This is a genomic window from Phytobacter massiliensis JC163 (assembly GCF_000321045.1).
Taxonomy (GTDB): Bacteria; Pseudomonadota; Gammaproteobacteria; order Enterobacterales; family Enterobacteriaceae; genus Phytobacter_A; species Phytobacter_A massiliensis.
On sequence record NZ_HE578947.1, the window covers coordinates 677302 to 696804 of the forward strand.

Below are 19503 nucleotides of genomic sequence, written 5' to 3' on the forward strand. Positions count from 1 at the left end.
GAGGGAGCAAACACTAAAAATTTTCTCATAGAGAAAATTTTACTGTTTATTTTTGAGAGATTTCTTCTTCTGCCGGGAGGCAGAAGAGTTAAGAATCAGGCCCTTATGCCTGAAACCTGAATGTTGCGGAGAGAGAGCATGGCGGGGAATGACCGCGAGCCGATTGGACGTAAGAGCAGACCCTCGCGTCCGGCAAAAGAGAAGACCACTCGTCGTCGGGTAAGAGACGACGAGTACGACGAGTATGACGATGACGCGCCCCCTCCGCGGAAAAGCAGAGGGAAGGGCAAAGGCGGTAAACCGCGCGGCAAACGCCGCTGGTTCTGGCTGTTCTTTAAAATCTGCCTTGTCGGCGTCGTGCTGCTGGCGGCCTACGGCGTCTATCTGGATCAAAAAATCCGCAGCCGCATTGACGGCAAAGTCTGGCAGCTTCCGGCGGCAGTCTATGGCCGGATGGTGAACCTTGAGCCGGATATGGCGGTCAGTAAAAACGAGATGGTTAAGTTGCTGGAGGCGACCCAGTACCGCAAGGTAACGAAGATGACGCGCCCCGGTGAGTTTACCGTGCAGGCGAAGAGCATCGAAATGATTCGCCGCCCGTTTGACTTCCCTGACAGCAAAGAAGGGCAGGTGCGCGCCCGTCTGACGTTTGACGGCGACCGGCTGGAGAGCATTGAGAATATGGACAGCAACCGCCAGTTCGGTTTCTTCCGTCTCGATCCGCGCCTGATAACCATGCTTTCGTCCCCTAACGGCGAGCAGCGTCTGTTTGTGCCGCGCAGCGGTTTCCCGGACCTGCTGGTTGATACCCTGCTGGCAACGGAAGACCGTCATTTCTATGAGCATGACGGCATCAGCTTCTACTCCATTGGCCGCGCGGTGCTGGCTAACCTGACCGCCGGGCGTACGGTGCAAGGGGCGAGTACGCTGACCCAGCAGCTGGTGAAGAACCTGTTCCTCTCCAGCGAGCGTTCTTACTGGCGTAAGGCTAACGAAGCCTATATGGCGCTGATCGTGGACGCCCGCTACAGCAAGGATCGCATTCTTGAGCTGTATATGAACGAGGTCTATCTCGGCCAGAGCGGCGATAACGAAATCCGCGGCTTCCCGCTGGCGAGCCTCTACTATTTTGGCCGCCCGGTGGAGGAGCTCAGTCTCGATCAGCAGGCAATGCTGGTGGGGATGGTGAAAGGCGCGTCCTACTATAACCCGTGGCGCAATCCGAAGCTGGCGCTGGAGCGACGCAACCTTGTGCTGCGCTTGATGCAGCAGCAGAAGGTTATCGACCAGGAGCTGTACGATATGCTCAGCGCCCGTCCGCTTGGCGTACAGCCGCGCGGCGGCGTGATCTCCCCGCAGCCTGCCTTTATGCAGCTGGTTCGTCAGGAGCTACAGGCGAAGCTGGGCGATAAAGTGAAAGATCTCTCCGGCGTGAAGATTTTCACCACCTTCGATTCCGTTGCGCAGGACGCGGCGGAGAAGGCGGCGGTGGAAGGCATTCCGGCGCTGATCAAACAGCGTAAGCTGAGCGATCTGGAGACCGCAATGGTGGTCGTGGATCGCTTTAGCGGCGAAGTGCGCGCGATGGTCGGCGGTTCGACGCCGCAGTTTGCCGGTTATAACCGCGCGATGCAGGCCCGTCGTTCTATTGGCTCACTGGCGAAACCGGCAACCTATCTCACCGCCTTAAGCCAGCCGAACCAGTATCGTCTGAATACCTGGATTGCGGATGCGCCGATCTCGCTGCGTCTCTCTAACGGCCAGGTGTGGGCGCCGCAGAACGACGATCACCGCTTTAGCGGCCAGGTGATGCTGGTGGATGCGCTGACGCGTTCCATGAACGTGCCGACGGTGAACCTCGGGATGGCGCTCGGCCTGCCCGCGGTAACCGACACCTGGCTTAAGCTGGGCGCGCCGAAAGAGCAGCTTAAAGCGATGCCATCTATGCTGCTGGGCGCGCTGAACCTGACGCCGATCGAGGTTGCGCAGGCATTCCAGACTATCGCCAGCGGCGGTAACCGCGCACCGCTCTCCGCGCTGCGCTCGGTCATTGCCGAAGACGGCACGGTGCTCTATCAGAGCTTCCCGCAGGCTGAGCGCGCCGTTCCGGCACAGGCTGCCTACCTGACCCTGTGGACCATGCAGCAGGTTATCCAGCGTGGTACCGGCCGTCAGCTGGGCGCGAAATACCCGAATCTGCATCTGGCAGGTAAAACCGGCACCACCAACAACAACGTGGATACCTGGTTTGCCGGTATCGATGGCCGTGAAGTGACCATTACCTGGGTAGGTCGTGATAACAACCAGCCGACCAAACTGTACGGGGCGAGCGGGGCAATGGCGATTTATCAGCGTTATCTGGCGAACCAGTCGCCGATCCCGCTTGATTTAACCCCGCCGGAAGATATCACCACCCTGGGCGTGGACGATATGGGGAACTTTATCTGCGGCGGCGGCGGTATGCGCTCGCTGCCGGTATGGACCACCAATCCGGAATCGCTGTGCCAGCAAAGCCAGATGATGCAGCAGCAACAGCCGTCGGGTAACCCGTTCGACCAGTCTGCGCCGCAGCAACAGCAGCAACCGCAGCAACCGCAGCAACAACAGCCGCCTCAGCAGCAGGAAGAGAAGAGTGACGGCGTTGCGGGCTGGATTAAGGACATGTTTGGCAGTAATTAACCCCTACAACCCCGGTCACCAGACCGGGGTTTTTCTTTTCCTGTTACGGTGAAAAGCCACCCTTTACCGTTTCCGGGACTCTTCATTTAATTCCCTCTCTTTTATCCGGCTATTTCTTAATCCCTTACGCCGTCCAGGGCCGCTTACTGCTTGCTATGCGCGCGGCGCTTCGCATATTATTTCGCGGTCATAATAATAATTATCGTTTACGTTATCATTCACTCATTGTCAGAGATAAACCAATGGCACGTCCTGAAACTGCTCAGCCAGTCAATACTTCCCTGCGGAAAATCGCAGTAGTTGTAGCCACAGCGGTTAGCGCCATGTCTGTCCACGCGCAGGCTGCACCAACCCAGAAAGAAGAGACCATCACCGTTACCGCAGCGCCCGCTCCGCAGGAGAGCGCGTGGGGGCCGGCGGCGACCATTGCGGCGAGACAATCCGCTACGGGCACTAAAACAGATACCCCCATCCAGAAGGTGCCGCAGTCTATTTCGGTCGTCACCGCTGAGGAGATGGCGCTGCATCAGCCCAAATCAGTCAAAGAAGCGTTGAGCTATACCCCAGGCGTGGCCGTAGGCACCCGTGGCGCTTCCAATACCTATGACTATCTGATCATTCGCGGTTTCGCCGCTGACGGGCAGAGCCAGAATAACTACCTCGACGGTATGAAGATGCAGGGCAACTTCTACAACGACGCGGTAATCGACCCTTATATGCTGGAGCGCGCTGAAATCATGCGTGGCCCGGTTTCGGTTCTGTACGGAAAAAGCAGCCCTGGCGGCTTACTGAATATGGTCAGTAAGCGTCCGACCACCGAGCCGCTCAAAGAGATCCAGTTCAAAGTGGGTACGGATAGCCTGTATCAGACCGGCTTTGATTTTAGCGATGCCATTGATGATGACGGCGTCTACTCATATCGCTTAACCGGCATCGCCCGTTCCAACAACGCGCAGCAGGAGCGTGCGGAAGAGCAGCGCTATGCCATCGCGCCGTCTTTCTCCTGGCGCCCGGATGACAAAACAAACTTTACTTTCCTCTCTTACTTCCAGAACGAACCCGAAACGGGCTACTACGGCTGGTTGCCAAAAGAGGGGACGGTAGACCCGTTACCGGACGGAAGCCGTCTGCCGACCGACTTCAACGAAGGCGCGAAGAACAACACCTATTCTCGTAATGAGAAAATGGTGGGCTACAGCTTCGACCATGAATTCAACGATACCTTTACCGTTCGTCAGAACCTGCGCTTTGCGGAGAATAAAACCTCGCAAAACAGCGTCTACGGCTATGGCGTCTGCTCCGACCCGGCGGATGCGGGCAGTAAACAGTGTGCGGCGCTGGCTCCGGCGGACAGGGGCCACTATCTGGCGCGTAAATACGTGGTTGATGATGAGAAGCTGCAAAACTTCACTGTCGATACTCAGCTGCAGAGCAAATTCGCCACCGGCGACATCGACCATACCCTGCTGACCGGCGTTGACTTCATGCGCATGCGCAACGACATCAACGCCTGGTTCGGCTATGACGACTCCGTTCCGCTGCTGAATCTGTATAACCCGGTCTACACCGATTTTGATTTCAACTCGCAAGATCCCAATACCTCTGGCCCTTACCAGATCCTGAACAAGCAGAAGCAAACCGGCCTCTACGTGCAGGATCAGGCGCAGTGGGACAAGGTTCTGGTGACGCTGGGCGGCCGCTATGACTGGGCCGATCAGGAGTCTTATAACCGCGTTTACGGTACAACCGACACGCGCGATGACAAACAGTTCACCTGGCGTGGCGGCGTAAACTACCTCTTCGACAACGGCGTAACTCCTTATTTCAGCTACAGCGAGTCGTTTGAACCTTCTTCGCAGGTAGGGGAAAACGGCGCTATTTTCTCGCCGTCTAAGGGCAAACAGTACGAAGCGGGCGTGAAATATGTCCCGAACGATCGTCCCATCGTCATTACCGGCGCGCTCTATCACCTGACTAAAAGCAACAACCTGATGGCCGATCCGGCTGGGTCGTTCTTCTCGGTTGAAGGCGGTGAAATTCGTTCGCGCGGGGTGGAAATTGAAGCCAAAGCCGCGCTCTCTGCGAGCGTCAACGTGGTCGGCTCCTACACCTACACCGATGCGGAATACACCACCGACACCACCTACAAAGGCAACACCCCGGCGCAGGTGCCAAAACATATGGCCTCGCTGTGGGGTGACTACACCTTCTTTGATGGCGCGCTCTCTGGCCTGACTCTGGGCACCGGCGGGCGTTTCTCCGGCTCCAGCTACGGCGATCCGGCGAACTCCTTCAAAGTGGGCAGCTACACGGTGGTGGACGCCTTAGTGCGTTACGATCTGGCACGCGTGGGCATGGCCGGTTCTAACGTGGCGCTCCATGTGAACAACCTGTTCGACCGCGAGTACGTTGCCAGCTGCTTTAACACCTACGGCTGCTTCTGGGGCGCTGAGCGTCAGGTCGTTGCGACCGCAACTTTCCGTTTCTAACCACTTATGGGCGCGGTTCGCCGCGCCTCTCATCAGGTCACGTTATGCAGGAAAACACGCCACACTCTGATACTACGTTTTCGTTGGACCACGTGACGTTCCGCGTGCCCGGCCGCACGCTGTTGCATCCTTTCTCCTTCACCTTCCCGGCGGGAAAAGTGACGGGTCTTATCGGCCATAATGGCTCCGGCAAGTCCACCCTGCTCAAGATGCTCGGACGGCATCAGCCTGCGACTGAGGGGGATATTTTGCTGGATGGTCAGCCGCTTGAGAGCTGGAACAGCAAATCCTTCGCCCGCAAAGTGGCCTACCTGCCGCAGCAACTGCCGCAGGCCGAAGGGATGACGGTGCGGGAGCTGGTGGCGATTGGTCGTTATCCGTGGCACGGCGCGCTGGGGCGCTTTGGCGTGGCCGACAGGGAAAAAGTAGAAGAGGCGATAGCGCTGGTGGGGTTAAAGCCGCTGGCGCATCGACTGGTGGACAGCCTTTCCGGCGGCGAGCGTCAGCGGGCGTGGATAGCCATGCTGGTGGCGCAGGACAGCCGCTGCCTGCTGCTGGATGAGCCCACGTCAGCGCTGGATATCGCCCATCAGGTGGATGTGCTGGCGCTGGTGCATCGTTTAAGCCAGCAACGCGGCTTAACGGTAATTGCCGTTCTGCATGATATCAACATGGCGGCGCGCTACTGCGACCATCTGGTGGCGCTGCGCGGCGGCGAAATGATCGCCGAGGGCGCGCCGGAGGCCATTATGAACGCGCCAACCCTTGAACAAATTTATGGTATTCCAATGGGCATCCTGCCTCACCCTTCCGGGGCTGCACCGGTGAGTTTTGTTTACTGATGGCGGCGATGAATATGATTAGCCGTCGCCGTTTGCTCACGGTGATGGCACTCTCTCCGCTACTGTGGAAGATGAATACCGCGCGGGCCGCGGCGATTGATACGCAACGGATCGTGGCGCTGGAGTGGCTGCCGGTAGAACTGCTGCTGGCGCTGGGCATTACCCCCTACGGCGTTGCCGATATCCCTAATTATTCGCAGTGGGTGAACGAGCCAGCGCTGCCGCCTGGCGTCATTGACGTTGGGCTGCGAACTGAACCGAATCTGGAACTGCTCACCCAGATGAAACCCTCTTATATGTTCTGGTCTGCGGGCTACGGCCCCGCCGCCGACGTGCTGGCCCATATCGCCCCCGGACGCGGCTTCAATTTTAGCGACGGTAAAAAGCCGCTCGCTACCGCCAGAAAATCGCTCACTGAGATGGGCCAGCTTCTCAATATGGAGGCGGCGGCAAAGCGGCACCTTGATACGTTCGACGGCTTTATTGCGGCGCATAAAACGCATTTCGCCCAACGCGGCCAGCGCCCCTTGTTGATGGTGACGCTGCTTGATGCCCGGCACATGCTGGTATTCACCCACAACTGCCTGTTCCAGGAAGTGCTTGATGAATTCGGCATTGAGAACGCGTGGCAGGGGGAGACAACCTTCTGGGGCAGCACTACGGTCGGTATCGACCGCCTGGCGATGTATAAAGACGCGGACGTGCTGTGCTTCGATCACGGTAACGATGCGGAGATGCGCAAGCTCATGGCGACGCCGCTCTGGCAGGCGATGCCGTTTGTCCGCGCAGGGCGGTTTCAGCGGGTGCCTGCCGTCTGGTTTTATGGCGCCACCCTGTCGGCGATGCACTTTGTTCGCGTGCTTGATGGCGCGCTGGGGAACAGAGCATGAAAAAGCAGAGCATGCTGTTTCCCGCACTTTTACTGGCGGCAATGTTTATCGCCTGTCTCTGGCTGAGCTGGCACAACTTCAGCGCCGCGCTGCCCCGCGGGCAGTGGGGGAGAGCCATCGCCGCGCCCGATATCGACAGCATCGACCAGATGCTCTTTCACTACAGCCTGCTGCCGCGGCTGGCGGTATCCCTGCTGGTCGGGGCCGGGCTGGGGCTGGTTGGCGTGCTGTTTCAGCAGGTGTTGCGTAACCCGCTGGCGGAGCCAACGACCCTGGGCGTTGCAACCGGCGCGCAGTTGGGGATAACGGTAACGACGCTATGGGCGGTGCCGGGGATACTGACAACGCAGTTCGCCGCGCTGGCGGGGGCATGCGCGGTGGGGGCACTGGTGTTCGGCGTTGCCTGGGGTAAACGTCTGTCGCCGGTCACGCTGATCCTCGCCGGGCTGGTGGTAAGCCTCTACTGCGGAGCGGTAAATCAACTGCTGGCGATTTTTCATCACGACTCTCTGCAGAGCATGTTTTTGTGGAGCACCGGCACGCTGACCCAGACCGACTGGAGCGTGGCGCAGCGGCTGTGGCCGCAGCTGCTGGGCGGGGCGGTGCTGACGCTGTTGCTGCTGCGTCCGTTAACCCTTATGGGGCTGGATGACGGCGTGGCGCGTAACCTCGGGCTTGCGCTTTCGCTGGCCCGGCTGGCGGCGTTGACGCTGGCTATCGTACTGAGCGCGCTGCTGGTGAATGCCGTCGGCATCATTGGCTTTATCGGCCTGTTCGCGCCGCTGCTGGCGAAAATGCTTGGCGCGCGTCGTCTGCTGGCCCGCCTGATGCTGGCGCCGCTCATCGGGGCGCTGATCCTCTGGCTTTCCGACCAGCTGATTATCTGGCTTGCCAGAGTCTGGATGGAGGTGTCGACCGGCTCTATTACGGCAGTGATCGGCGCGCCGCTTCTGCTGTGGCTGCTGCCGCGTCTGCGCAGCATGAGCGCCCCGTCGATGAACGCGGGGGATAACGTACCCGCAGAGCGGCAGAACGTGCAGTGGTTCGCGCTGGCGGGGGTGGTGATTTTACTGCTGGGCATGCTGGCCGCGCTGTTCTTAGGCCGTGACGCCGAAGGCTGGCGCTGGGTCAGCCTCCCTATGCTGGATGAGCTGATGCCGTGGCGGATGCCGCGAATTATGGCCGCGCTGACCGCCGGGATAATGCTGGCGGTGGCCGGCTGCATTATTCAGCGTTTGACCGGCAACCCGATGGCCAGCCCGGAAGTGCTGGGCATCAGTTCCGGGGCGGCATTCGGTATTGTGGTCATGCTCTTTTTCGTGCCGGGCAACGCCTTTGGCTGGCTGCTTCCCGCCGGGAGTCTGGGGGCGGCGGCGACGCTGTTGATTATCCTGATTGCCGCCGGGCGCGGCGGCTTTTCCCCCCACCGCATGCTGCTGGCGGGGATGGCGCTCAGTACGGCATTTACCATGCTGTTGATGATGCTGCAGGCCAGCGGCGATCCGCGAATGGCGACCATCCTTACATGGATATCGGGCTCGACCTATCACGCGACGATGGCGCAGGTGGCGCGCACCGGCGGGGTGATGGTGATCCTGCTGGCGCTGGTGCCGCTGTGCCGCCGCTGGCTGACGGTACTTCCGCTTGGCGGCGAAACGGCGCGTTCGGTGGGGATGGCGTTAACCTCTTCGCGCATTGGATTGCTGCTGCTGGCGGCCTGTCTGACGGCGACGGCGACGATGACCATCGGGCCGCTGAGCTTTATCGGGCTTATGGCGCCGCATATCGCGCGGATGATGGGGTTCCGGCGCACCATGCCGCATATTATTATCTCGGCGCTGACCGGCGGGTTGCTGCTGGTGTTTGCTGACTGGTGTGGACGGATGATGCTGTTTCCGTATCAGATTCCGGCGGGGTTACTGTCGACGTTTATTGGCGCGCCCTATTTTATCTACCTGCTGCGAAAGCAGAGCCGGTAAGGGGCACCCCGGATGCGGCGCAAAAGCGCCTTATCCGGGCTACGAAAAACACAATTGTAGCCCGGGTAAGCCTGCGCACCCGGGTATTAACGGCCTTTAGATTTTCGCAAACACCCGGCGGGCGGCGTCAATCGTGTTGTTGATATCGTCCATACTGTGCGCGACCGACATAAAGCCCGCTTCAAAGGCTGACGGAGCCAGGTAGACACCTTCTTCCAGCATCAAATGGAAGAAGCGCTTAAAGCGCTCAACGTCACAGGCCATTACGTCCTGATAGCAGGTCACACCGGCGGCATCGGTAAAGAAGATGCCGAACATGCCGCCTACGTGGTTTACCACCAGCGGGATACCGGCCTCCTGCGCTGCCTCTTTCAGCCCTTCCGCCAGACGCGTGGTCAGCTCATTCAGCGTCTCATGCACGCCCGGCTGGGCAACTTCGTTCAGGCAGGCGAAGCCCGCGGCCATCGCGATAGGGTTACCGGAAAGCGTGCCCGCCTGGTAAACCGGCCCCGTCGGTGCCAGCGCTTCCATGATATCGCGGCGACCGCCGAATGCGCCTACCGGCATGCCGCCGCCGATGATTTTCCCCAGGCAGGTGAGATCCGGCGTGACGTCATAGTAAGCCTGCGCGCCGCCCAGCGCGACGCGGAAACCGGTCATCACTTCATCGATAATCAGCAGCGCGCCAAACTCATCGCACAGCGCCCGCAGCCCCGGCAGGAAGTCCGCCTGCGGCGGGATGCAGTTCATATTGCCCGCCACCGGCTCCACGATAATGCAGGCAATATCGTGCGGGTACTGTTCAAAGGCGGTCCGCACAGAGTCCAGATCGTTATAGGTGCAGGTCAGCGTATGTCTGGCGAAATCCGCCGGTACGCCTGGGGAATTGGGCTGGCCCAGCGTCAACGCCCCGGAACCGGCTTTTACCAGCAGACAGTCGGCGTGGCCGTGGTAGCAGCCTTCAAATTTAATTATCTTATCGCGGCCGGTAAAACCGCGCGCCAGGCGAATCGCGCTCATGGTGGCTTCGGTGCCGGAGTTAACCATGCGCACCATATCCATACTCGGCACCAGTTCAGTGACCAGCGCCGCCATGTTCACTTCCATCTCGGTTGGCGCGCCAAAGCTCAGGCCGCGCTCGGCCGCTTCGATCACCGCATTGCGAATGGCCGGATGGTTGTGGCCCAGCACCATAGGCCCCCAGGAGCCGACATAGTCGATATAGGCTTTGCCATCGACATCATACAGATACGCGCCGTTCGCCTTTTCGATAAACAGCGGCGTACCGCCGACGCCGGTAAAAGCGCGAACCGGCGAGTTGACGCCGCCGGGGATCAGCTGGCGCGCAGCGCTGTAGAGATTTTCTGACTTGCTCATGACATCGTTCCTGGTTTGTTAAAAACGTCAGGGCTTATTCTAAGTGATTCGACAGGGCTTATAAAATTTTTGCCTGATGAAATATCCCGTTGAGATTTTTTTGCGACGCACGCTGACGCAGCCGTTAAACTAGCCAGCGTTCCAGGATGACGAAGACGAAGTGATGAACGCGGAAATAAATGCCCATAAAACAGAACAGATAGAGCAGCTGCGGCGGCGCAACGCGATGCGCAGCCTGCTGCTTCGTGATAAAACGCCGCTTGCTGTCCTCCTGCTGGCGGCGCTCGTCGGCACGCTAACGGGGATTGTCGGCGTCGCCTTCGAAAAAGCCGTTAACGCCATCTCCGCAATGCGTCTGGATATGCTGCTGGCGCGGGAAGGGAGCTGGCTGGTCTGGCCGCTGGCGTTTATCAGCTCGGCGCTGCTGGCGATGGTCGGCTACTTTCTGGTGCGGCGCTTCGCGCCGGAGGCGGGCGGGTCGGGTATCCCGGAAATTGAAGGCGCGCTGGAAGAGTTGCGCCCGGTCCGCTGGTGGCGCGTGCTGCCGGTAAAATTTATCGGCGGTATGGGCACGCTGGGCGCAGGTATGGTGCTCGGGCGTGAAGGGCCGACGGTACAGCTTGGCGGCAACGTGGGCCGGATGGTGGTCGACATTTTTCGTCTGCGCGATGTGGAGTCCCGGCATACCCTGCTGGCGACCGGCGCGGCGGCGGGTCTCTCCGCCGCGTTTAACGCCCCGCTGGCGGGTATCCTGTTTATCATTGAAGAGATGCGGCCGCAGTTTCGCTATAACCTCGTTTCTATCAAAGCGGTGTTTACCGGCGTTATCATGTCGAGCATTGTCTTTCGCCTGGCCAATGGCGAAGGCGCGGTGATCGATGTCGGCAAACTCAGCAACGCGCCGATCAATACGCTGTGGCTCTATCTGGTACTGGGCATGGTATTCGGCGCGGTGGGGCCGTACTTCAACACGCTGGTGCTGCGCACCCAGGACATGTTTCAGCGCCTGCACCGTGGGAATACGACGAAGTGGGTGTTGATTGGCGGCGTCATTGGCGGCGGCTGCGGCGTGCTGGGGCTGATTATTCCGGAAATTGCCGGCGGCGGGTTTACGCTTATTCCGCTGGCGGTGGGCGGCCACTATGCCATCGGGATGCTGGTGCTGCTTTTTCTGGCGCGAGTCATCATGACCTTACTCTGTTTCTGCTCTGGCGCGCCGGGGGGCATTTTCGCCCCGATGCTGGCGCTCGGTACGCTGCTGGGTACCGCCTTTGGCGAAGCGAGTGCCGCTCTGTTCCCGCTCTATCATCTGGACGTTGGTACGTTCGCCGTCGCGGGAATGGGGGCGCTGCTCGCCGCCTCGGTACGCGCGCCGCTCACCGGTATCGTGCTGGTGCTGGAGATGACCGACAATTACCAGCTAATTTTGCCAATGATTATTACCTGCCTTGGCGCGACACTACTGGCTCAATTCCTGGGTGGCAAACCCCTTTATTCAACGATTCTCGCCCGTACGCTTGCGCGCCAGGAGGCGGCGGCAATGCGGGAGAATACTTGAACGATTTACCAGGGTAATGGATAATAGCCAAAATGATCGGGTTATTATTTGCCCAGATCGCAGTATGAATGGGAGCGAAAAATGAGTGATGACGTAGCGCTGCCGCTGCAGTTTACCGATGCAGCAGCCAGTAAAGTAAAAAACCTGATTGCGGATGAAGACAATCCGAACCTGAAACTGCGCGTCTACATTACCGGCGGCGGTTGCAGCGGCTTCCAGTATGGTTTTACCTTTGACGATCAGATTAACGACGGCGATATGACCATCGAGAAACAGGGCGTTGGGCTGGTGGTTGACCCGATGAGCCTGCAATATCTGGTGGGCGGTTCAGTGGATTATACCGAAGGTCTGGAAGGTTCCCGTTTCGTGGTAACTAACCCGAACGCGAAAAGCACCTGCGGCTGCGGCTCGTCTTTCAGCATCTGATTTCATAAGCCGCGCAAATATATAATGCCGTTCAGGGACAACGCTGAACGGCATTTTGCTATCTGACGTTGTCGTCCAGCGCGAAGGTAGGCAGTTTAAGATGCCAGCGAATCGCCGCCAGGCGAATCGCGAGCGTGACGACCATTCCCAGCATCGCCGCGTTTTCCAGCGGGACTTTGAACTGATACCATGCCGTCGCATGCACGATGCCGCCGATAATGCAGGCGGTAGCGTAGATTTCCGTACGCAGGATCATCGGCACTTCACGGGCCAGCACGTCACGAATAATACCGCCGCCGACGCCGGTCAAAACCCCCATGCAGACCGCTATCAGCGGCCCGGTTCCCGCGGCGAACGCTTTATTAACCCCGATCCCGACGAAGACAGCCAGCCCTACGGCATCCAGCACCGGCAGAATCCATTTAGGCAAACGGCGCGGCTGACGCACCAGCGCGATGGTGAGCAGGCAGGTGACCATCGCCACCACCAGATCAGTCGGATCTTTGACCCAGAATACCGGACCGTGAGCGAGTGCCATGTCACGAATGGTGCCGCCGCCGACGGCGGTCACGACCCCAAGCACCAGCACGCCGAACGGGTCCATGCGCAGCTTTCCGGCGAGCAGTACGCCTGAGATAGCGAAAACAGCGGTGCCGACAATATCCAGCCAGTAGACAAGCATCGAAATCCCCGGTTATTTCACCTGCGCCAGGGCAGGGCAGAGTTGTTGAGCGGCGAGGATAATACGCGGACCCGCGCGCTCAAACCAGTCGCTGTTGAGCGGGATGACCGAAACCGCAAGCTGTCTGCGCCAGAATTGCTCAATTTTCGCTATTTCTTCCGTGCCGCCTGCCAGCACAATTGCCTGCGGCTGGCGGGCCAGCACCTGCTCACGGCTCACCTGCGGCCAGGGCACCCGGCTGGCGGCAAAGATGTTCTCGCCGCCGCAAAGCTCCAGCACGTCGTTTTGCAAAGAGCCTTTCCCCGTGGTGAACAGCGGTTCGCCGCCAAACTGTAAAAAGACCCGTTTTTTGCGCTGGCCGGCATACTGCGCCTTAAGCGCTTCATACTGCTCCAGCATCTGGTCCGCCGCCTGCCGCGCCATCTCTGGCTGTGGGCTGTATTGCGCCAGATCCCGGAGTGAATCGGCAATCTGCGGGATAGTGAGGGCGTCTATCCACACCACCTTGATGCCCAGCCTCTCAAGCTGATCGACCTGTCTTTGGGCATTGCCGCCGCGCCAGGCGAGCACCACATCCGGCTTTAGCGCCACAATGCGCTCAACGTTCATCCCCTGCCAGGTGGCAACCTGCTCTATCTTTGTTGCCTGCGGCGGATAGTCGGAATAGCTGCTGACGCCAACCGGGGTAATGCCTGCGGCAAACGCCAGTTCAGTATTGGCCGGAGAAAGGGAAATGACGCGCGGCGCGGCGAAAAGAGCCGCGGGAAAGAGAAACAGGGCGACCAGCGCCCTGGAGAAGAGATTAGCCACGCGCGAGGTTCTGCACCAGCGTCTCAACCATCAGGCTGGACTGCTTAGCGGCAACCACCAGGAACTCGTCGAAGCTCAGGTGCGATTGCTGGTCGGCCACGTCAGAGATGGCGCGTACTACCACAAAAGGCACGCCAAAGTTATGGCAGACATGGGCAATGGCGGTGGCTTCCATCTCGACGGCCACCGCCTGTGGGAAGTTATGGCGGATTTTCGCCAGCCCAACGGAGCCGTTAATAAAGGCGTCGCCGCTCACAATCAGCCCGCGCACCGCGTTCAGGTTGAGCTGTTTAATGCATGCTTGCGCGGCGGCAATCAGTTTGTCATCGGCTTTGAAACCCGCCGGGCAGCCGGGCAGTTGGCCGAACTCATAGCCAAAGGCGGTGACGTCGGCGTCGTGGTAGCGCGCTTCGTCAGAGACAACAATATCGCCCACTTTCAGGGTGGAGGCCAGGCCGCCAGCAGACCCCGTGTTGATGATCGCGTCCGGCTTGCAATGTTCCAGCAGCAGCGTGGCGCCCATCGCGGCGGCAACTTTGCCAATACCGGATCTCAGCAGGGCGACTTCTGTACCATTCAGCGTACCGGTGTAGATTTCACAGCCGCCGAGAGTCAGCGTCTGACGATTCTGGATTTTGTCACGCAGCAGCGTAACTTCTTCTTCCATTGCACCAATAATGCCAATTTTCATGGAGATACTCGCTAAAGTGATAGGACAGGATTACGTTTTCAGGGCATAGTCTATCATGGCATACACGATTGCATGATACCCCGTGGCGCTTTGCTGACAGGAGAGTAAATGGCTGAGATCGATTTCCGCAGAAAAATAAACTGGCATCGTCGCTACCGCTCCCCGCAGGGGGTCAAGACCGAACGTGAAATCCTGCGCATTTTTGAAAGCGATCGCGGGCGGATCATTAACTCGCCAGCGATTCGGCGCCTGCAACAGAAGACGCAGGTCTTCCCTCTGGAGCGCAACGCGGCGGTGCGCACCCGCCTTACCCACTCTTTAGAAGTTCAGCAGGTAGGGCGCTATATCGCCAAAGAGATTTTAAGCCGCCTGAAAGAGCTGCGCCTGCTTGAAGAGTATGGCCTGGATGAGCTGACCGGGCCGTTCGAAAGCATTGTCGAAATGGCCTGCCTGATGCACGACATCGGTAATCCGCCGTTCGGCCACTTCGGCGAGGCGGCAATCAATGACTGGTTTCGCCAGCGGCTTGCGCCGGAGGATGCCGCCAGCCAGCCGCTGACCGACGATCGTTGCCAGGTGATGGCGCTGCGTTTGCAGGAGGGCGAAGATGCGCTGAATGCGCTGCGGCGGAAAGTGCGCCAGGATCTGAGCCATTTCGAAGGTAACGCCCAGGGTATCCGCATGGTGCATACCCTGCTGCGCATGAATCTGACCTGGGCCCAGGTGGGGTGCATTCTGAAATATACCCGCCCGGCATGGTGGCGCGGAGAGCCGCCGGCCACGCACAGCTATTTAATGAAAAAGCCCGGTTTCTATTTTTCTGAGGAGGCTTACGTCGAGCGGCTACGTAAAGAACTTGATCTGCATATTTACAGTCGCTTCCCTTTGACGTGGATAATGGAAGCGGCGGACGATATCTCTTATTGCGTCGCCGACCTGGAAGATGCGGTAGAAAAAAGAATCTTCACCGTAGAACAACTTTATCAGCATCTTCACGATGCCTGGGAAACCCATGCAAAGGGCTCGCTCTTTTCTCAGGTGGTGGAAAATGCGTGGGAGAAATCCCGGGCGAACTCCCTGAGCCGCAGCACCGAAGATCAATTTTTTATGTATCTGCGGGTGAATACGCTTAATAAGCTGGTGCCGTACGCCGCCCAGCGCTTTATTGATAATCTGCCGCAAATATTCAGCGGAGAGTTTAATCACGCCCTGCTGGAGGACGACAGCGATTACAGCCAGCTGCTTGAACTCTATAAAAACGTCGCCATTAAAGAAGTGTTCAGCCACCCTGACGTGGAGCAGCTTGAACTGCAAGGATATCGGGTAATTAGCGGCCTGCTGGAAATCTATCGTCCGCTGCTACAGCTGACGCTGGCGGATTTCACCGAGCTTGTGGAGAACGAACGGGTGCGTCGCTTGCCGATTGAATCCCGGCTGTTTCAGAAGCTGTCGACGCGCCATCGGCTGGCCTATGTTGAGGCGGTAAGTAAATTATCCCGGGAGAACGGCGATTATGCGGTGATGGAATACTATTACCGGTGTCGATTAATTCAGGACTATATCAGCGGAATGACGGATTTATATGCATGGGATGAATACCGGCGTTTGATGGCGGTGGAATAGCCCAGCGGGAATTGTAAAGACAAACAATAAATTTTTACTTTTTCCAAAAACTTAATCCCGGAACTTCACGCTATAAAACGACTCTGAGTGACACATACACGGCCGTTTTGCGTTATCAGTAAAGAGATTGAGAGAGATGAAAAAAACAACTTTAGCAATGAGCGCGCTGGCGCTGAGTTTAAGCCTGGCATTATCCCCTGTTTCAGCTCTGGCGGCAGAGACTGCTTCTGCATCCACATCACAGCAAATGCCGAGCCTCGCGCCGATGCTGGAGAAGGTGATGCCGTCGGTTGTCAGCATCAACGTTGAAGGCAGCACGACGGTAAACACGCCGCGCATGCCGCGCAACTTCCAGCAGTTCTTTGGCGATAACTCTCCGTTCTGCCAGGAAGGCTCTCCTTTCCAGAGCTCGCCTTTCTGCCAGGGTGGTGGTCAGGGCGGCGCTGATGGCGGCCAGCAGCAGAAATTTATGGCGCTGGGTTCCGGTGTTATCATCGATGCGGCAAAAGGTTATGTCGTCACCAACAACCACGTTGTTGATAACGCGACCGTGATTAAAGTGCAGCTGAGCGATGGCCGCAAGTTCGACGCTAAAATCGTGGGTAAAGATCCCCGTTCCGATATCGCGCTGGTGCAGATTCAGGACCCGAAAAACCTGACAGCGATTAAACTGGCCGACTCCGACGCTCTGCGCGTAGGCGATTACACCGTCGCCATCGGTAACCCGTTCGGGCTGGGCGAAACCGTCACTTCCGGTATCGTTTCTGCGCTCGGTCGTAGCGGCCTGAACGCCGAGAACTACGAAAACTTCATCCAGACCGATGCGGCAATCAACCGCGGTAACTCCGGCGGCGCGCTGGTCAACCTTAACGGTGAGCTCATCGGTATTAATACCGCGATCCTTGCTCCGGACGGCGGCAACATCGGTATCGGCTTCGCCATCCCGAGCAATATGGTGAAAAACCTGACGGCGCAGATGGTGCAGTATGGTCAGGTTCGCCGCGGCGAGCTGGGTATCATGGGCACCGAGCTGAACTCCGAGCTGGCGAAGGCGATGAAAGTCGATGCGCAACGCGGGGCGTTTGTAAGCCAGGTCATGCCGAATTCTGCCGCGGCGAAAGCGGGCGTGAAGGCGGGGGATGTGATTACCTCTCTTAACGGTAAGGCCATCAGCAGCTTCGCCGCGCTGCGTGCGGAAGTGGGCTCTATGCCTATCGGCAGCAAAGTGCAACTGGGTCTCATCCGTGACGGCAAACCGGTTAACGTCAGCCTCGAACTGCAGCAGAGCAGCCAGAATCAGGTTGAGTCCGGCACCATTTTCAGCGGTATTGAAGGCGCGGAAATGAGCAACAAAGGCAAAGACGAAGGCGTTGTGGTGAATACCGTGAAGGCGAATAGCCCGGCGGCGCGTATCGGCCTTAAAAAAGGCGACGTGATTCTCGGCGCTAACCAGCAGCCGGTGAAAAACCTCGGCGAGTTGCGCAAAATCCTTGATAGCAAACCGTCCGTGCTGGCGCTGAATATCCAGCGTGGCGATACCTCTATCTACCTGCTGATGCAGTAATCCCCTCTTGCCCTTCTCTTTCATTCGAAAGGGAAGGGCGCTTCCCACAGATTTTGTGAAGTTTCCCACAACTCCATACTTCCGAGTCCGCCTTTGTGCATTTGCACAGTGCATGGCCCTTTTTTTATCCCTATGCTTGGGCTCTGCTCACGGGAGGACGACATGGCTGGCTGGCACCTTGATACTAAAATGGCGCAGGATATCGTAGCACGTACGATGCGTATCATTGATACCAACATCAACGTGATGGATGCGCGCGGCCGTATTATCGGCAGCGGCGATCGTGAGCGTATTGGGGAATTGCACGAAGGCGCGCTGCTGGTGCTCGCTCAGGGGCGCGTGGTGGATATCGATGATGCCGTCGCCCGACACCTGCATGGCGTTCGCCAGGGGATTAACCTGCCGCTGCGTCTGGAAGGGGAAATTGTCGGCGTCATCGGTCTGACCGGCGAGCCGGAAACGTTGCGCAAATATGGCGAACTGGTCTGCATGACGGCGGAGATGATGCTGGAGCAGTCCCGCCTGATGCATCTTTTAGCTCAGGACAGCCGCCTGCGCGAAGAGCTGGTGATGAATCTCATCCAGGCCGAAGAGCACACCCCGGCGTTAACCGAGTGGGCGCAGCGGTTAGGTATCGATCTCAACCAGCCGCGCGTAGTGGCAGTCGTTGAAGTTGACAGCGGCCAGCTTGGCGTTGACAGCGCAATGGCTGAGCTGCAGCAGTTGCAGAACGCGCTCACCACCCCTGAGCGCAACAATTTAATCGCCATCGTTTCGCTGACTGAAATGGTGGTGTTGAAACCGGCGCTTAACCAGTTTGGCCGCTGGGACGCGGAGGATCATCGCAAGCGGGTAGAGCAGCTCATCGCCCGGATGAAAGAGAACGGCCAGCTGCGTTTTCGCGTGGCGCTGGGCAACTACTTTACCGGCCCTGGCAGTATTGCCCGCTCTTACCGCACCGCGCGCACCACGATGATGGTAGGTAAGCAGCGGATGCCGGAAAGCCGCAGCTATTTTTATCAGGATCTGATGCTGCCGGTTCTGCTCGACAGCCTGCGCGGCGGCTGGCAGGCCAATGAGCTGTCCCGCCCGTTGCAGCGTCTGAAAGCAATGGATAACAATGGCCTGCTGCGCCGCACCCTCTCTGCCTGGTTCCGCCATAATGTCCAGCCGCTGGCGACCTCTAAGGCGCTCTTTATCCACCGCAATACGCTGGAATATCGCCTGAATCGCATCTCAGAGCTGACCGGGCTGGACCTGGGGAATTTCGACGACAGGCTGTTGCTGTACGTTGCGCTGCAGCTGGATGAACAGCGATAGGGAAAGCAAAAAGGCAACGCAAGTTGCCTTGAGGGTGTGGACAAAACCGGGAGTGATGAGATTACGGTAGCCCGGACAAGGCGTGTCGCCGCATCCGGGAGGCCCGGATGCGCTGCGCTTTTCCGGGCGACGTGACGCTATTTATTACGCGTCAGCTTTTCCAGATCGGCTTCGATTTCAGTGATCTTATTGGCAACCACGCTCTCCAGATGACGCAGATCGTCAAGGATCTTACGTTTCAGATCGACATCGGTGCGATCGCGCTGGCAAATCTGATCGAGTTCATCAATCACATAGCGAAGATTGGGGCTAATCTCCTGCACTTCTTTATACCCCTGACCCACACCATCCGCGACCACGGTTTTGCGCTGGCGCGGATATTTAAACTTCACGCTTTTGGCAAAAAACTCACCTTTATCCTTGTGAAAATAGATTTTCAGAATGTCATTGTTCGCTTCCTGACGCAGGCTGTAGCGATCGATTTCATCAGGATTGGTGATGCCTAAACTTTTCAGATTGTCGTACATAGCAGTACCCTTAAGCTCAACATAACCTATGAATAATTAACGAAAA

15 protein-coding genes are annotated in these 19503 nt (G+C 58.2%); 10 read left to right on the top strand and 5 right to left on the bottom strand.

The genetic code is table 11. The features are described 5' to 3' along the window. Window positions 1-138: 138 nt before the first annotated feature. From mrcB to fhuB, 5 genes are all read left to right on the top strand, one after another. Window positions 139-2679: a bifunctional glycosyl transferase/transpeptidase gene (gene mrcB / locus ENTHG_RS17150; RefSeq protein WP_044182363.1), complete on the top strand. Its 2541-nt coding sequence runs from the start codon at window positions 139-141 to the stop codon at window positions 2677-2679. A gap of 242 nt (window positions 2680-2921) precedes the next feature. Further along, window positions 2922-5168, top strand: a complete 2247-nt coding sequence (gene fhuA / locus ENTHG_RS17155; protein WP_044182366.1) for a ferrichrome porin FhuA — start codon at window positions 2922-2924, stop codon at window positions 5166-5168. A 44-nt stretch (window positions 5169-5212) separates the two neighbouring features. Further along, on the top strand, window positions 5213-6010 hold the full coding sequence (fhuC, locus tag ENTHG_RS17160) for a Fe3+-hydroxamate ABC transporter ATP-binding protein FhuC (RefSeq protein WP_044182368.1): 798 nt from the start codon (window positions 5213-5215) through the stop codon (window positions 6008-6010). After that, window positions 6010-6900, top strand: coding sequence for a Fe(3+)-hydroxamate ABC transporter substrate-binding protein FhuD (gene fhuD / locus ENTHG_RS17165; RefSeq protein ID WP_044182370.1), 891 nt, complete (start codon window positions 6010-6012; stop codon window positions 6898-6900). The genes fhuC and fhuD overlap by 1 nt, the downstream gene beginning before the upstream one ends. Continuing rightward, entirely contained in the window at window positions 6897-8879 is a 1983-nt protein-coding gene (gene fhuB, locus ENTHG_RS17170; protein ID WP_044182373.1) for a Fe(3+)-hydroxamate ABC transporter permease FhuB, read from the top strand. The genes fhuD and fhuB overlap by 4 nt, the downstream gene beginning before the upstream one ends. 96 nt (window positions 8880-8975) lie before the next feature. Here the strand turns inward: fhuB and hemL are convergent, their stop codons facing one another. Beyond that, window positions 8976-10256, bottom strand: a complete 1281-nt coding sequence (gene hemL / locus ENTHG_RS17175) for a glutamate-1-semialdehyde 2,1-aminomutase (RefSeq protein ID WP_044182376.1) — start codon at window positions 10254-10256, stop codon at window positions 8976-8978. Between the two features lie 163 nt (window positions 10257-10419). Between hemL and clcA the strand changes: the two genes are divergently transcribed. Next, window positions 10420-11814, top strand: a complete 1395-nt coding sequence (gene clcA / locus ENTHG_RS17180; RefSeq protein WP_044182378.1) for a H(+)/Cl(-) exchange transporter ClcA — start codon at window positions 10420-10422, stop codon at window positions 11812-11814. 81 nt (window positions 11815-11895) lie between these two features. Further along, the gene (gene erpA, locus ENTHG_RS17185; protein ID WP_044182381.1) at window positions 11896-12240 is read left to right on the top strand and encodes an iron-sulfur cluster insertion protein ErpA; all 345 of its coding nucleotides are present in this window, start codon (window positions 11896-11898) and stop codon (window positions 12238-12240) included. Between the two features lie 58 nt (window positions 12241-12298). On the opposite strand, the gene ENTHG_RS17190 is transcribed toward erpA, so the two are convergent. Genes ENTHG_RS17190 through mtnN form a run of 3 tightly spaced genes read right to left on the bottom strand, consistent with a single transcriptional unit; the run spans window position 12299 to window position 14423 of the window. Beyond that, window positions 12299-12922 (bottom strand): TRIC cation channel family protein, encoded by a 624-nt coding sequence (locus tag ENTHG_RS17190; protein WP_044182382.1) that lies wholly within the window; start codon window positions 12920-12922, stop codon window positions 12299-12301. A gap of 12 nt (window positions 12923-12934) precedes the next feature. Next, the gene (btuF, locus tag ENTHG_RS17195) at window positions 12935-13732 is read right to left on the bottom strand and encodes a vitamin B12 ABC transporter substrate-binding protein BtuF (protein ID WP_044182384.1); all 798 of its coding nucleotides are present in this window, start codon (window positions 13730-13732) and stop codon (window positions 12935-12937) included. Further along, window positions 13725-14423 (bottom strand): 5'-methylthioadenosine/S-adenosylhomocysteine nucleosidase, encoded by a 699-nt coding sequence (mtnN, locus tag ENTHG_RS17200; RefSeq protein WP_044182386.1) that lies wholly within the window; start codon window positions 14421-14423, stop codon window positions 13725-13727. The genes btuF and mtnN overlap by 8 nt, the downstream gene beginning before the upstream one ends. 108 nt (window positions 14424-14531) lie before the next feature. Between mtnN and dgt the strand changes: the two genes are divergently transcribed. The 3 genes from dgt to cdaR all read left to right on the top strand — a co-directional run bounded on the left by dgt (window position 14532) and on the right by cdaR (window position 18930). Beyond that, window positions 14532-16046, top strand: a complete 1515-nt coding sequence (dgt, locus tag ENTHG_RS17205) for a dGTPase (protein WP_044182387.1) — start codon at window positions 14532-14534, stop codon at window positions 16044-16046. A 136-nt stretch (window positions 16047-16182) separates the two neighbouring features. Further along, entirely contained in the window at window positions 16183-17610 is a 1428-nt protein-coding gene (gene degP, locus ENTHG_RS17210) for a serine endoprotease DegP (protein WP_044182390.1), read from the top strand. A gap of 162 nt (window positions 17611-17772) precedes the next feature. Further along, window positions 17773-18930, top strand: a complete 1158-nt coding sequence (cdaR, locus tag ENTHG_RS17215) for a DNA-binding transcriptional regulator CdaR (protein ID WP_044182391.1) — start codon at window positions 17773-17775, stop codon at window positions 18928-18930. A 137-nt stretch (window positions 18931-19067) separates the two neighbouring features. Here the strand turns inward: cdaR and ENTHG_RS17220 are convergent, their stop codons facing one another. Then, window positions 19068-19457 carry a DUF3461 family protein gene (locus ENTHG_RS17220; protein WP_044182393.1) on the bottom strand — a complete coding sequence of 130 codons (390 nt, stop codon included), beginning with the start codon at window positions 19455-19457 and terminating at the stop codon, window positions 19068-19070. Window positions 19458-19503 lie beyond the last annotated feature (46 nt).